We start from the raw sequence: 14,203 nt of genomic DNA, 5'->3' as shown, positions 1-14,203 counted from the left end.
CAGTTTCCGCCTGCGTCGAATAGCGGCCTAGTCTGCAATGAACCGCTGAGCCAGACTCAGTTGAGAGCGCGCTAGCCCACTCAGGGTATTGCTAATTTCCTCGCTTTGTCCGGCATGGCTGCGGCTGGTGGCGGTCAGCCCGGCAATCTCGACAATCTGCTGATTAACCTGCTCAGTGACCTGGCCCTGCTCTTCGATGGCTGTCGCCATCTGTTGGCTCATGGCGCTAATCTGTCCTACCTCGTCACAAATGCGCAGCAGAGCCATACCCGCTTGTGCGACGTCGGTCTGGGAACGCTTGGCCGCTTGCTGGCCGCGTTCGACAGTGTCGATAGCCTGTTGACTATCAGCGCGCAACCCATTGATCGATTGTTGGATCTGGCGGGTCGAGCCGGCGGTGCGCGAGGCGAGGCTTCGCACCTCATCGGCCACGACGGCAAAGCCGCGACCCGACTCCCCGGCGCGAGCGGCTTCAATCGCCGCATTGAGTGCCAGCAAGTTGGTTTGTTCGGCAATGCTCTGGATAACCTGGGCGATACCGCTAATCGATTCAATAGCGCTAGCCAGACGATTTACCGCTTCACCGATGCTGCGGACTTCAAGCCCGGTGCTGTCCATAGAGACCTGACACTGCTCTGACAATCGTTGACCTTCGCGCGCCAGGCTATCAGTGCGGGTAGCAGCTTCAGCGGTCTGCTGAAGGTCGCGAGACAAGTCCTGCAGCGTAGCGCTCATCTGATTTATGGCGGCCGCCGACTGTTCGGTCTTGGCGGCCTGGCCATTCAGCTGGGTAACATTGTCGTGCACCACATCGGTTGCGGCTTCGGATTGCTGGCGCAGTATCTCACTGTTGATGCAGAGCCTTGTCATGACGGCGTTCATACGCACACGTTGGCTATCAAAGGCCATGGCCAGCAGTGCAGCCGAACCGGGCTTGCCGCTGAATAGCGGTGTCAATAATGGGTCGGCGAATGCGGTGTTTTGAAGTGCCAGCAGTTTGCGGTTGAGTCGCTGTTGTCGCCAATGCGGTTGTGCGCTGGATGCCAGTGCGACACCGGCAAGCAAGGTGGCGGTGCCCAGGCTCAGCCAACTCAGTGACGCAGCGGCAAACCCGGCTGCCGCAAACGCCAATGAGACTCCATGTGCCTGCAGGTGCTCACTCACTCGCACGGTCAACGGCCAAGGTGAGCTGCCTTTGTTCAGCCGTTGATAAAGCTGGCGTGCGCGAACTAGCGCGTCCCCGTGCAACGGAAAATAGAGAGTGCCCAAAGCTGAAAGACGTTTCTGTTCATCCAGCAGGGGCATGACATAGAGCAGGTTCCAGTACTCTCTGCCATCTTTGTGCCGACCCTGCAGCGGAGCTGTCCAGGGCAATCCTTTAGCCAAGGTGCGCCACATTCCTTGAATCACTGGTTTGGGCATTAGCGCATGATTGATCAGCTCGAATGATTTGTCCTTGAGTTCATGCTCTTGATAGCCACTCATCTGCAAGTAAGCCGGGTTGCACTCGATAAGTTTTCCCGTGGGGGTAAGTAGGGAAATCGGCGGCTCCTGAAAGGCTTCAGGTAGTGCAGCAGCATGCATAGAGTTGCTCCAGGGTGACCAGGCCAAAGGCGCTGTATCTTTCTTATGCAGCAAAACGCTGCCAGTGTTCGACCTGAGCTATGTTTGCATTTGCTGTGCCACTGCTGGTCACAGCAGTGACCACGATTAGTTAGCGTGGAGGCACGATAGTGATAGTGTGATGACTCCGTATCATCCTTTAAATACGGGGGTGCGAGCGAAGCTGCGAGCAGGCTGATGAACTTTCTTAAATTATCGGTCAGCTTTAATGAAAAATAAAAGTTCCGATTTCGAAAGTTAGCAATATCTCAAAGCTGTAAGTATGATTGGGTTTTAAGGTGGTCATGGACTGATGTTTCATAGATGCAATGAGATCTTGCATGGCGTTCGGCTTGATCGGGTAACTTTGGCTAGAGAGGTGCTCAAATTTAATGCTGAAAATAGGAGGCGCACCAAATTGACGCTCTCTGTAAACAGTCGCTGATTTCGAAACCGTCTATTGGGCATGTTCCAGAAGGCTCAATACCCACCCAGCCCGTAGGCATGGAAAGGCATGAAGCCCAGACAGATTCGTGCACGCGCCAACCTTTCATGCAGGTACTGATGTTTCACTAACGGCTCCGAGGAACAACGCACCGATCAATCTCATCCCTTGATCCAGTTCCCATCCACTTGTGCATCAATGGTGATGTCGAAGGTCTGGATGTAGCCCGATAACATCCGATAGTAACCAATTACGATAATTGCATCGCTCAATTCCTGAAGCGAAAAGTGCTCTTGGGCATGTTTGAACAGCACACCCGGTGCCTTACCTTTGTCGAGGATGGCTTGGCCAAACCGCAGCAGCACGCGTTCGTCTTCTTTAAATGCTTGGGTATCCTCCAGGCGACCCTCGGCGATGGCGACAAACTGGTCCGGGCGGACGCCCGCAGCCTGCGCGATGGAGACGTGCTGCTCCCATTCGTAGGCGACATTTTCATGTGCAGCCAAGAGTAAAACCATCAGCTCCTTATGATAGTCGGAGATGGTCAGATCCCTGAATATCGCATTGGTCAGATCAATCATCGGATTGAATGCTCCAGGGCTGTAACCCAGCATCCGGAAGAAGTTGACCTTCGTCGGTAGCTTTTCGAACTTGTCTGACACGTGATCAGGCAGATTCGTAAAATCCGGGTAATCGATTTCTACCTTTGAACTGATTTTGTCATTGGAACCGCTTGGGTTGGCCACAAGGCACTCCTGTTAACTAAGGTTGATGGCTGAAAGGTTGATCTAAAATCAGGTGCTGACGGGTAGCCGGAATGTGCGGCTGACCCAATGATTCACTGCGATACAGACCAGTAAAACCAACGCCGAGACGATCATTGCAGTCGATAAGCCCTGGGAAAAAGCGGCTGGTTCGGTGCTGGTAATCAGGGCCCCAAACACAGCAACACCAATCACACCCCCCAATTGCCGAGCTGATGCCATCAACCCCGACGCCATGCCGGCGTCCTGAGAAGACACCGACGACAGCATCGAATTAGTAATCGAGGGCACGGACGACGCACTGCCGATACCCACTACCATCAAGGCGATATTCAGGTACCAGAGCGATGTTTCTGGCGTGACGCGGGCCAGCGCCATGAAGCCAACTGCCTGAATCAAGAAGCCAGTGGTTATGATACGTTTTGCACTGATGTGCTTGGCAATCCGGGAGGAGACCATTGTGGAGATCGTCAGGACTGCCGTTAGCGGTATGAACGCCAGGCCGGTTCTAAAAGCGTCGTAGTGCAGAAACGACTGGAAGTAGATGCTGAATACAAACACGGTACCGTAGAAGGTGAGATTGATGGCCGCGCCAGCCAATGCAGTGGTTGCCAGGGTCTTGTTCTGGGCCAAGCGACTGGGGAGCATGGGGTTCTTTACCCGGCGCTCAATCAAGACGAACGCAATTGCGCAAAACACCGCGACGGCCATAGTCGAGATGGTTTCAGTTACCCAGCCTTTGGAACTTGATTCGGTCAGCGCGTAGGTCAATGACGCCAAGCAGATACCAATACTGATTTGCCCCGGTAAGTCGAATTTTTTATCAATGCGTGGGGAGGGCGGTGCATAACGCACGATCAACCCAATCGCGAGAATGCCTATGGGGACGTTGAGTAGAAAAACACTCTGCCATCCGAGCCACTCAATGAGCAGGCCACCCATGACTGGTCCCGCCGCCAAGGCGATTCCTCCACAAGCGCCCCACATTGCCACGGCTGATCGCCGTTTGGCAGGATCGTCGAATGCCAGTCTTATCAATGTCAGGGAGGTAGGCACCAAGAGGGCTGCACCCACACCTTGAACAACCCGCATACCGATCAGCATGCTCATGCTGTTAGACAGGCCGCAGCCTATGGAAGCCAACGTAAATAGGGCAAACCCCGACGCGAATACGGTTCTGGCACCAAACTTGTCACCCCCCGCGCCCCCTAGGATTAACAGCGCCGAGAACGCCAGTGCATAGCTGTTGATGACCCACTGCAGACCAGTCAGGTTAGTATCGAATGCGGTTTTCAAAGCGCCGAGCCCGACGTTGACGACGCTGACATCAAGTTGGACGACTAGAAAACCTAAGCATGCCGCGATCTGGATTGCGGCTAGTGATGTGGTTTTGGGCGGGGCGTTGGACATGATTTTGGGGTCGCAAGTGTTAGATCAATGATGTAGACGGTAACGGTTGACAACTTATGCGTAAATACTAGAATTTGCACACATTCACTGCATAAACGCATAGCTCATGGACTGGGAAGATCTAAGATTCTTTTTGGCAATTGCTACGGCAGGCAGCCTGTCGGGGGCTGCACGTGCGCTCGACGTCAATCAAGCCACGGTGAGCCGACGGCTGGCCGCACTTGAGGCCCAACTCAATGTCCGCCTGATCGATCGACTCCCGCGTGAGTCGCGTCTGACTGCCATTGGCCAGCAGATCATGCAGGATGTTTTGGACATTGAAGAAAAGGCTTTCGCCGTTGAGCGTAAGTGTTTGTCGTCCAGGTCGGCCATGAGGGCGAAGGTCACCATCACCGCGCCTCCTATTCTTGCCAGGCACTTCCTGACCCCAAACCTGGCTGAGCTGGCCAGAATGTCTCCGATGGTGCAGCTTTCAATTCTGAGTGAACCTCATTTCGTCTCCCTGTCGCGTCTGGAGGCAGACCTGGCATTGCGTCTTTCGCCACCTATTGAAGATACGGACATCGTCAAAAAGGTGGGCAAGATGCAGTTCGCTCTCTATGCGCAACGAGACTATGTGAATACGCTGGATGAACAAAAATGGGAGTTCGTCGGTTACACCGACCGGCAAGGCGACTTTGCGCACAAGCGTTGGCTTTACGAAGTCATCGCTACGAGGCGGGTTGCCTGCGAGGTCACTGATTTGAGCCACCAATACGAAGCAGCTTGTACAGGCGTTGGCGTCGCGGGACTGCCTTGCTTCATCGGTGATCGTGACGATCGCCTGGTCAAGCTCGACAACAATCTTCCTATGCTCAGCCTCGACATTTGGGTCGCAATGCATCCTGATCGTCGCAACGACAAGGTGGTGCGCAAAACCGCCGATGAAATCTTGCAGTTGCTTGAACCCAATGGGTTGGGGTTGCCCTCAAATGCCAGTTGAACCCGGCTGTATCGAGGCCCCAATTGCCCGTGACAGCACCTGGTTCTCTATCGGATTGTTCTCGATAGGCACGGCACCTGCCCACCACCTAATGGTTGCCAGTCTCGGACAGGGAGCATAAGCGCAGCCTCAATTTCTTGCTGTCGAGTCTGCGCAGACTTACTCGATCAGCGGCTGAAGCCATCGAACGGCGTCATGTAGACAGCACCGAACGGATCCAGACGTTTGCGAATCTCTGCATCTGGAGTGCCGTACACGACCAGGCTGGTGATGGTGCACAGTTCCAGGAAGCGCTTGCCGAACGGAGCAAATGTCTCGTCCACGTGGCTGACTACGGATTCGACGTTGTAACGCTCTAGAATATGCGCAACGCTTTGGTCTTCGTTGACGCTGTACTCGTAAACCAGTGTGCCCGGTTCAAGCTTGGTCGCAGGAACGATCTGAGCAATCAGCGCTTTAAACTCTGGAAAGTCGCCGGGTTTGATTGCAAGGGTGAACAGGCAGGAAATATGGGGATGCATGAGGATCTCTTCCATCGGCGGCGTCAGAAGACGTCAGGGGAGGATGCATCGCTGACTCAGCCGATGCATTCGATGCAGTGTTCAGGTTCAGGACTTCTCGGGTGCTTCGCCGAACAACTTGCCCGAACCTGCCCAATCCGATGGCGCTACGTCTTCAAAAATAACGTAGATGTATTCGGCAGGGGTGCCGGTGTTTTTAACGATGCTTTCGGTAATCTCAGCAGCAACGGTGGCTTTCTGAGCGTGCTCTTTACCTTCGAACCAGCTAACGCGTACTACGGGCATGATGTATTCCTCATGGGATAAATAACGCGGTCTGAAGTGATCAGGCCGTGACATACAACAATCCTAGAGTAGAAGAGCCTAGCGATAAACAGCCTAAAACTATAAAGTGGGTAGCGTTTATATCTACAGTCAAAGGCGTTTATGATTCCCATCGATTCGTTTCAAGGTGTTCTCACCTTCGTCATGGCGGCGCGCTCCAATAGCTTTACCGAGGCGGCCGCGCGATTGGGGATCTCTAAATCAGCCGTCGGTAAGTCCATTGCACGCCTTGAGGAACGCTTGGGGGTGCAACTGTTTCATCGATCCACGCGACGGATCTCCCTGACTGCTGATGGAGATGCGTATTTCATCGCGTGCTCAAACGCACTCGAAGAAATCGGCGCTGCAGAGAGCGGACTGGGTCCGGGAACCCGCGAGCCCTCTGGCCGATTGCGCGTAGACATACCCGTCGCATTCGGCCGCAGGGTTGTCGCGCCCTTGTTATTTGAAATCGCTAATAAGTATCCCGCGTTGCAATTGAACATGACTTTTTCTGACCATCTGGTCGATCCAATCGAAGAGGGCATCGACCTACTGGTTCGCTTTGGAGAACTCAAAGACACCAGTGGCCTCGTGGCCCGCCGTCTCGCACGACAACGTTGGGCTATCTGTGCCGCGCCGAGTTACCTGGATCGTTTCGGCGTACCTGGCACGCTGGAAGATCTAAATCGTCACCACTGCATCGTTGGGCATCGACGGGGCCAGCCACTCTCTTGGCGAGTCAGGGAGGGGCAAAACACCGTTCGCTACGCGCCACCTTTTACTCACCAGATAGGCGACGGAGAGGCAATGATCCTCGCAGCAGTGGCGGGCATTGGTCTCTGCCAGATGCCGCGCTGCCTCTTCAAGGATGATATTGATGCAGGCGGGCTGGTAGAGGTGCTGGGAGACTACGAGCCTGAGCCGGTTGAGGTCCATGCTGTATGGCCCAAGGTATCGCATCTGCGGCCCAAAGTGAGGTACGTGGTTGATGAGTTGGTACGGTTGTGTGAGCACTGGCAGTAGCGTTAGCGAGGACACACAACGCCCAGCTTCTTCTGTAGATATAAAGTTTACACACTTGATCTTTCGGGATTATTTATCGAGCCGCGCTTCCACTATAGGATTGTGGAGCGCGGCCTGATGCCAGATTTCATTCAAGGTAGGCAGTTGGCGCAGTCCGATAAGTCAGCGAAGAAGACCGCCATGAAAAACACGACCATTTCCGGTTACACCAGCCCCGCCAAGTGGCTGCATTGGGGCATGGCGTTGCTCTGGATTTGCAGTTGGGGAGTGGGCATCTTGGCCACCCACTGGCGCGACGAGCTGAACCCACATCATCAACTGACTATCCTGCATAAGGCGGTGGCCAGCACGCTGCTTTTTCTGATCGTTCTGCGCGTGACCTGGCGGTTAATGAATCGTCCTCCTGAGTTGCCAGCAAGCATGAGTCCGTTGATGAAGCGCGGCGCAATGATTGGCCACCTGCTGCTTTACGTCGTCGCTCTCATCGCGCTGCCTATGTCCGGCTGGTACTGGAGTTCAGTTGCAGACAAAGCCATTCTCGTCGCCGGGCTGTTTCTTTTGCCGCCTCTGGTTACACCTGATCCTGAACTCTACGACCTGGCGAAATACATCCATACTTGGACAGCCTGGTGCTGCGGCGCGCTGGTGGGCGGGCATGCGCTGGTTGCTTTGAAGCACCACTTCATTGACAAGGACGAGACTCTGATCGGCATGTTGCCGGGTAACGGGAAGTAGTTCGCTGGATGGCGCGTGCTCGTTTAGACCGGCCTTCCTGATGACCTGCTCAGGCTCAAGGGGTCAGAAACTTACTTGTGCTACGACGCGCTTCGCGGGGTGGATGGCCATAATATTTCTTGAACGCTGTCGAGAAGCTGGCTTGGTTGCTGTAGCCAATGGCCTTGGCGACTTCAGCGGCTGAAACCCCGTCCTTGGTCAGCAGGCTCATGGCATGCGCCATTCGTTGCCTTAGCCCATAGTCGAAAACAGTCATGCCATAGATGGCTTTGAATCCTGATTTGAGTTTGTTCGTGTTGGTACCGACCGCGCGTGACAGCATGTCAACGGTGGGTGCCGGATTGAATTGCGACTCCAGGATCTGTCGGGCCTGATCGAACATCTTCAGATCGCGCGCATTGAAGCGCAGATCGACATCCTTGAAGTTCGAAGACTTTATGATCTCCTGTGTGGACAGGCAAAGCAGCTCCCAACATTTCGCATGGTAGAAGCGCAGGCGCGAGCCTTGTTTGAACTGATTTTCGAGGATCAGTTTGACTGCGTTGAAGATGTCCACGTGCATGGATATTTGTTGGAATACGATTTGATCAGCCTGGGTTACGAAGAGAGCTTTTTGTTGCTCGTCCAGTTTTTCAAAATCAATATCGAACTGGCTGAGCAGGATAGCGGGGTGAATGTAGATGCTCACCAGCCGTCGCGGTCCAGGCGGGCAAAAAACGCTGTAATTGGTGCCGCGATCCTGACGGCACAATAACATTAGGGATTCGCCTAGCTCGATGTCATCGCTGTTGGTTTCATCGATGCTCAAGCGAGTCTCGCCACCGATGTTGTAGTGAAATTCCAGGAAGCTTTCCCCTGGAACCACTTCTTCATGCGCCTGGCCATAGACGCAGTTGGTCACGACCATGTGCAGACCAGGACCGAAGGTACACATTTCCCAGAATTGATCTTCTTGCTCTCCAGGTACGGGCACTTCAACACAGAGCAAATCACCCTTGCGGATGATGTTGGTACACCCGGAAATATGCACTGACTCCAGATTGGCGAAGGCGTTTGTAAGTGTCGAACCCTTGCCACCCACGGCACTTCTAAACAAACCAGGTATCGCCGTTGTTGGGGCAAGCATATTTCCGGGGCTCCTCATCAGTGAACCGTTGTCATCATGAGCGGATAAGCGACCACATCAAGCCCGCGATGGCCAGTGGTGAGGCGTAGCATAGCGCGAATCGCCACAGTGGGTAGATGCGACTGGTAGAGCTGAATTCGGCTCTGGTGCTGGCTTTGTTGATGACCCAGCCAGCAAACAGCGCGATTAACAAGCCGTTCAACGGCAACATGACGTTTGCGATGCCAAAGTCGAGGATATCGAAAACAGTCTTGCCCTTGAGGAACGGAATGAAGTTCAGTGGGAATACATCCTTAAGTACGTTGAATGACAGCAGAGAAGGCAGGCTGACCAGCCATACTGCCAAGGCTGCTCTGAAAGCCGCGCGGCGTCGGCTCCACTGTGTGCGTTCCATAACCCAGGCAACCACTGGTTCCAGCAAACCAACAGCACTGGTGAACGCCGCCAAGGCAAACAGACAGAAGAACACGATAGCGATGAAATGGCCGCCAGGCATTTGCGCAAAAGCAATAGGCATAGTGACAAAAATCAGGTTTGGGCCTTCAGCTGGCGCCAGGCCGAAGTGCAGCACTGTCGGGAAGATCGCAAGTCCAGCAAGCAGCGCAACTGCAACAACCGCGATGGACAACAGAATGCCTGACTGTGGCAGCGAGATGCCCTTTGGCAGATAGGCGCTGTAAGTCATCAGTACGCCAACGCCTATCCCCGTCGAGAAAAGTGCCTGACCAAAGGCAGCAAGCACGCCCACACTGGTCATTTTTGAAAAGTCCGGTTTGAACATGAACTCGATGCTCGGCATCAGCCCGACCGAGAGCGCGTTGTAGGCGACGATTCCCAGCAGCACAATGAACAGCGCGGTCATTTTGATACGCGAAATGCGTTCAATACCAGCGTGAAGTCCTTTGCCTACCACCCACGCCACGGCGACGATGAACAAGGACTGGACCAATAATTGATGGGCGGGCGTAGATACCAAATTGGTGAAAATAGCTTTGGAACTTTCAGCATCGACACCATCAAAACCCTGGAAAATAGAAAGCCGTGCGTACTCGACGCACCAGCCAGCAATGACGCTGTACATGCTCAAGCCAAAGAAAGGAATCAGAAGGCTTATCCACCCGATCGCCCTCCATTTGCCATTTGCATTTTCACTAGCCACCAGATTTTTCAGGCTGGCTACCGTACTGCCGCCGCCTTTTTTGCCGATCACCATCTCTGCAATGATGATCGGCGCGCAGAGCAGTGCGATGAACAGGATATAGAGCAGTACAAATGCGCCGCCACCGTTGGTACCTGCTACGTAGGGAAACCGCCAAAGGCTGCCTAGCCCGATGGATGCGGCCGCCGCCGAAATCAGAAAAGCGAACCGCGAGGTCCAGATATTTACTTCTTGCTTCATGTCATTTTCGCTCTGCGTTGTCGATTGCGTGTGACCCGCCTGATAGTGGCGAGGCATTCCGTTGGCATAGTTATTAAGGTTCTTTACGCCCGGTCAGATGTCGACGGGCATAACTATACTGTCGCTGACGTTTATCGCCCCCTCATATTGCTATATGTTGGGGCGTCAGCTAGAGTTATGCACCTTCATTGTGCTTTTTTAAAGTTATATCGACTGTGATTCAGGGTTTGAAGTCTAAACTGTTGTTTGTATTGCGAAACTCATTCCATCTACCTCTCGCCCCCCTTCTTTTATGTGTTATGCCGAGGTGCAGCCGCAAGGCCTTGCCTACGAAATTACCTATTTGAAAAGTAATTTTGCAGATTACGAAACTCAGACGGCTGTCTAATCGCAAAAAATCCCTTAGTCTGAACTCGCCGCAACTTGAGTGGTGAGAGTCGCCGAAGAGCGAGTCAGGTTTTTATAAATTTAATGTCATGTTATCTGTCCGAGCGTGATAGCTATTTTCGATCTCTGCCGTATTTTTCTTATTTGATGGGGATGCAACACATGAAGATAGACCGCAGACACTATTTACTCTCCCTGGCCGTTGCTTGTGCTGTTCCTGCAGGTGCACAAGCTGACCAGTCAGAAGCCAAAGGGTTCGTGGAGGACAGCTCGCTCAGCGTGTTTGCTCGAAACGCCTACTTTGGCCGGGATCGTAAAGGCGGCGCGCACGATAAGGCGGAATGGGGACAGTCGTTCGTGGGCAAGTTCCAGTCGGGTTTTACCCAGGGGCAAGTAGGTGTAGGCCTTGACGTGCTAGGCCAATATGCATTGAAACTGGACACCGGTCGAGGCCGGAATAACAGTGGCATCGCGTTCTTTCCAGTGAAGGGATATGACCCTGAAACGGGTACCAACGATGGTTCTGAGTCCGATATCGCGAAAGCCGGCGCGGCCATCAAGTTCCGGGTGTCAAATACCGTTTTGACCTACGGTGATCAGCTTCCTGCGCTACCTGTGGTGCATTACGACCCTACGCGTCTGCTGCCGGAGACCTTCACAGGGACGTCGGTAAAAAGCGACGAAATCAAGGACTTACACCTTGATTTCGGTCGTTTTACGCGCGACTCCGGCAAGAATGCAAGTGGTCGCGATAGCGTACGGCTAAAAAGTATCAGCTTTGCTGGCGGCACCTATAATTTCACCCCAAACCTGACCACGGCGCTGTATTTCTCCGATATTGAGGATGTGGCACGGAAGAAATACGTCAACGTCAATTACGTCTATGCGCTGGATAAAACACAGTCGGTTGTCTTCGATTTCAACATGTACGACACCCGCTATGACGGCGAGTACACCAAAGACGGTTCGCAGAAAAACAACATCTGGAGCATGGCAACCACTTACAACCTGGGGGGCCACTCGGTCTCGGTTTCGTACCAGAAGAACACCGGTAGCCGTGGGTACGACTACAGCATTGGTGATGGTGGCACCATCTACATGGCCAACTCATATTTCTCCGACTTCAACCTCGAAGACGAGCGCTCCTGGCAACTCAGCTATCAATATGACTTCGTCGGTTTGGGCATGCCTGGGCTGGTTTATAAAACGGCCTTCGTACGGGGTGATAATATCACCACGACCAATGCAACCGGAGGGCGTGAGCGAGAGTTCTATAATCAGGTTTCGTACACGGTCCAGAGCGGTCCAGCAAAAAATCTGGCGCTTCGTTTGCGCTCTTCGATATACCGTGCAGATGATGCGGTCAACGGTTATTACAGTCCCGATATGAATGAAGTGCGAGTGTTTGCCGATTACCCGATCAATATATTTTAATAATTGTCAGGCTGGATAGTGGCCATGTTGGATGGTCGATGATTTGCGTAATCGGTTTAATTTTTTTTCAAATTAGCACTATCCGGCGCCACTGTCCTTTGTGTAGAAATGGCTGTGGTAGCCTTCTGGTTATCACAGTTAGGTGAGCAGTATGAAGACATATCTAGAGACGCTTAAAGAAAATAATTGTTTGTCAGTAGTTGATCGTGAAGTCGATCCTCAACATGAGTTGGCGGCAGTTATTGTGGCTTCTCAGCGGGTTAATGAGCACGCTCTATTGTTTAACAATGTGCGCGGCAGCGATTTCCCAGTGCTGGCCAATGTGTTCGGTAGCCACGAACGTTTGTGCGAAATGGTTGGTGCGCAAGCTCAGACCTTCGTTGAGCGTTGGCTCGCATTGACCGAGCAGGGCGCCAGCAACCCGGCGCAACCGATCCCGGAATTCGTCGAGCATGAAGAAGGGGTTCTGAGTGACCTTCCACTCATTACCTATCATGCGCGTGATGCCGGTCCGTATTTCACTTCGGCTATTTACCTGGCCAAGGACCCCGACAGTGGCGTTGCCAATCTGTCGTTCCATCGCTCGATGTATGTTGATGATAAGGAGCTAAGGGTACGATTGGGTTCTTCCCATGACCTGGCTCGTTATCAGCGTGCCGCGGAAGGACGTGGCGAGGCTCTCGAAGCAGCACTGATTCTCAGTGCGCCACCGGCTGTCTTTCTGGCTGCCTGTGCGTCTTTGCCAATCGAGGAAAGCGAGCTCGATCTGGCCGGCCGGATCGCCGGACGACCGCTACCGATGCGCCGATGCCGCACCATCGACCTTGAGGTGCCGGAAGAAGCCGACATCGTGGTCGAAGGACGTTTTCTGCCCAACGTTCGTCGTGAAGAAGGTCCCTTTGGCGAGTTCATGGGCAACTATGTCGAAGCCGGCCTGAACCACGTCTTCGAAGTGACCGCCGTTACCTACCGACCTGGTGCCGTGTTCCATGGTCTGGTGTGTGGCTCGCCGGAAGACCTGAGGCCTTTGGAGGCCACCACGGCGGCGCGCATCTATCGTCACCTCAAGAACACAGTTCCGGGCGTGCTGGATGTTTGCTGCCGTCCCAACGTGATGATCACCATCGTGAAAATCAAGAAGTCCTACGACGGCCATGGCAAACACGTGCTGCTGGCGGCGCTGGGGTCATACCTTGATTACAACAAAGTGGTGTTCGTGGTCGACGAGGACGTTGATATCTATAACCTCGAAGACGTCATGTGGGCCTATATGACTCGTGGCCGCGCTGATACGCGCGCAATGATTCTGAACGACATCCCGGGTTTCTATCGCGATGACAAGAAGGATCACTGGGGACGTCTGGCCATCGACGCCACCTTGCCCTGGGGCCGTGAAGACGAGTTCGCCAGGAAGTCCGTACCGGGCGTGGATGACATCGACCTGGCGGCGTACATCGTATGAATGCCAGTCGTCGTGTAATCGTGGGTATCAGCGGGGCATCCGGTGCCATTTACGGCGTGCGCATGGTCGAAGCGCTGCATGCCCTGGGTTATGAGTCCCATGTGGTGATCTCTGATGCCGGCAAACGCACGCTTGCTGAAGAGACCGATGACGGCCTGCTGCGCATTCGTGAAGTCGCCACCAAGATCTACCCGACCGGCGATATCGGTGCGTCGATTGCCAGCGGATCATTTCGCGCCCTGGGAATGGTGATCGCCCCCTGTTCGATCCGCAGTGCTGCAGAGGTTGCGACGGGGACCACCTCGACCTTGTTGGCCCGTGCTGCAGATGTGACGCTCAAGGAGCGGCGCAGACTAATCATGATGGTCCGCGAAACCCCTTTGCATACCGGACATTTGCGTACCTTGACCACGCTTTCCGAGATCGGCGCAATCATCGCGCCGCCGGTTCCTGCGTTTTACATCCGACCCACCAGCCTCGACGACATCATTGACCACAGTGTCGGTCGTGTACTGGACCTACTCGACATCGATAACACGCTGGCGCATCGCTGGCGTGACCAACCTTGAATCCCTGACTACACCTTTTCCCAGACTTTTTTAAGGAA

The 14,203-nt window shown here is 53.8% G+C and carries 13 protein-coding genes; 6 read left to right on the top strand and 7 right to left on the bottom strand.

Annotated elements, in window-relative coordinates; all coding sequences use genetic code 11:
• Positions 1-27: 27 nt before the first annotated feature.
• The 3 genes from CFII64_RS13130 to CFII64_RS13120 all read right to left on the bottom strand — a co-directional run bounded on the left by CFII64_RS13130 (position 28) and on the right by CFII64_RS13120 (position 4,221).
• A complete protein-coding gene (locus CFII64_RS13130; RefSeq protein ID WP_044901348.1) occupies positions 28-1,584 on the bottom strand; it encodes a methyl-accepting chemotaxis protein in 1,557 nt (518 codons plus the stop codon).
• Positions 1,585-2,208: 624 nt separating this feature from the next.
• The gene (locus tag CFII64_RS13125) at positions 2,209-2,793 is read right to left on the bottom strand and encodes a carboxymuconolactone decarboxylase family protein (protein WP_020291266.1); all 585 of its coding nucleotides are present in this window, start codon (positions 2,791-2,793) and stop codon (positions 2,209-2,211) included.
• A 48-nt stretch (positions 2,794-2,841) separates the two neighbouring features.
• Complete coding sequence (locus tag CFII64_RS13120; protein WP_020291265.1) at positions 2,842-4,221, bottom strand: MFS transporter; 1,380 nt, start codon at positions 4,219-4,221, stop codon at positions 2,842-2,844.
• A 106-nt stretch (positions 4,222-4,327) separates the two neighbouring features.
• Between CFII64_RS13120 and CFII64_RS13115 the strand changes: the two genes are divergently transcribed.
• On the top strand, positions 4,328-5,203 hold the full coding sequence (locus CFII64_RS13115) for a LysR family transcriptional regulator (RefSeq protein ID WP_020291264.1): 876 nt from the start codon (positions 4,328-4,330) through the stop codon (positions 5,201-5,203).
• Positions 5,204-5,370: 167 nt separating this feature from the next.
• Here CFII64_RS13115 and CFII64_RS13110 read toward each other — a convergent pair whose 3' ends face one another.
• Both CFII64_RS13110 and CFII64_RS13105 read right to left on the bottom strand, forming a co-directional pair.
• On the bottom strand, positions 5,371-5,724 hold the full coding sequence (locus CFII64_RS13110; RefSeq protein ID WP_020291263.1) for a putative quinol monooxygenase: 354 nt from the start codon (positions 5,722-5,724) through the stop codon (positions 5,371-5,373).
• Positions 5,725-5,811: 87 nt separating this feature from the next.
• Positions 5,812-6,009: a 4-oxalocrotonate tautomerase family protein gene (locus tag CFII64_RS13105; protein WP_020291262.1), complete on the bottom strand. Its 198-nt coding sequence runs from the start codon at positions 6,007-6,009 to the stop codon at positions 5,812-5,814.
• 141 nt (positions 6,010-6,150) lie between these two features.
• On the opposite strand from CFII64_RS13105, the gene CFII64_RS13100 reads away from it, so the two are divergent.
• Positions 6,151-7,053 carry a LysR family transcriptional regulator gene (locus CFII64_RS13100; protein ID WP_020291261.1) on the top strand — a complete coding sequence of 301 codons (903 nt, stop codon included), beginning with the start codon at positions 6,151-6,153 and terminating at the stop codon, positions 7,051-7,053.
• Positions 7,054-7,233: 180 nt separating this feature from the next.
• Positions 7,234-7,788 (top strand): cytochrome b, encoded by a 555-nt coding sequence (locus CFII64_RS13095; RefSeq protein WP_044901361.1) that lies wholly within the window; start codon positions 7,234-7,236, stop codon positions 7,786-7,788.
• 55 nt (positions 7,789-7,843) lie between these two features.
• Here CFII64_RS13095 and CFII64_RS13090 read toward each other — a convergent pair whose 3' ends face one another.
• Positions 7,844-8,914, bottom strand: a complete 1,071-nt coding sequence (locus CFII64_RS13090) for an AraC family transcriptional regulator (protein ID WP_177325418.1) — start codon at positions 8,912-8,914, stop codon at positions 7,844-7,846.
• A gap of 34 nt (positions 8,915-8,948) precedes the next feature.
• Positions 8,949-10,313 carry a sodium-dependent transporter gene (locus tag CFII64_RS13085; protein WP_020291258.1) on the bottom strand — a complete coding sequence of 455 codons (1,365 nt, stop codon included), beginning with the start codon at positions 10,311-10,313 and terminating at the stop codon, positions 8,949-8,951.
• Positions 10,314-10,862: 549 nt separating this feature from the next.
• On the opposite strand from CFII64_RS13085, the gene CFII64_RS13080 reads away from it, so the two are divergent.
• The 3 genes from CFII64_RS13080 to CFII64_RS13070 all read left to right on the top strand — a co-directional run bounded on the left by CFII64_RS13080 (position 10,863) and on the right by CFII64_RS13070 (position 14,165).
• Positions 10,863-12,134, top strand: coding sequence for an OprD family porin (locus tag CFII64_RS13080; protein ID WP_044901347.1), 1,272 nt, complete (start codon positions 10,863-10,865; stop codon positions 12,132-12,134).
• A 151-nt stretch (positions 12,135-12,285) separates the two neighbouring features.
• Positions 12,286-13,596, top strand: a complete 1,311-nt coding sequence (locus tag CFII64_RS13075; protein WP_044901346.1) for a UbiD family decarboxylase — start codon at positions 12,286-12,288, stop codon at positions 13,594-13,596.
• Positions 13,593-14,165 (top strand): UbiX family flavin prenyltransferase, encoded by a 573-nt coding sequence (locus tag CFII64_RS13070; protein ID WP_020291255.1) that lies wholly within the window; start codon positions 13,593-13,595, stop codon positions 14,163-14,165. The genes CFII64_RS13075 and CFII64_RS13070 overlap by 4 nt, the downstream gene beginning before the upstream one ends.
• The last annotated feature ends 38 nt before the right edge of the window (positions 14,166-14,203 follow it).

This window comes from Pseudomonas sp. CFII64, assembly GCF_000416235.1.
Taxonomy (GTDB): domain Bacteria; phylum Pseudomonadota; class Gammaproteobacteria; order Pseudomonadales; family Pseudomonadaceae; genus Aquipseudomonas.
The sequence above is the reverse complement of the archived record's forward strand: the minus strand, read 5'-3'. Positions and strand labels throughout refer to the sequence as shown.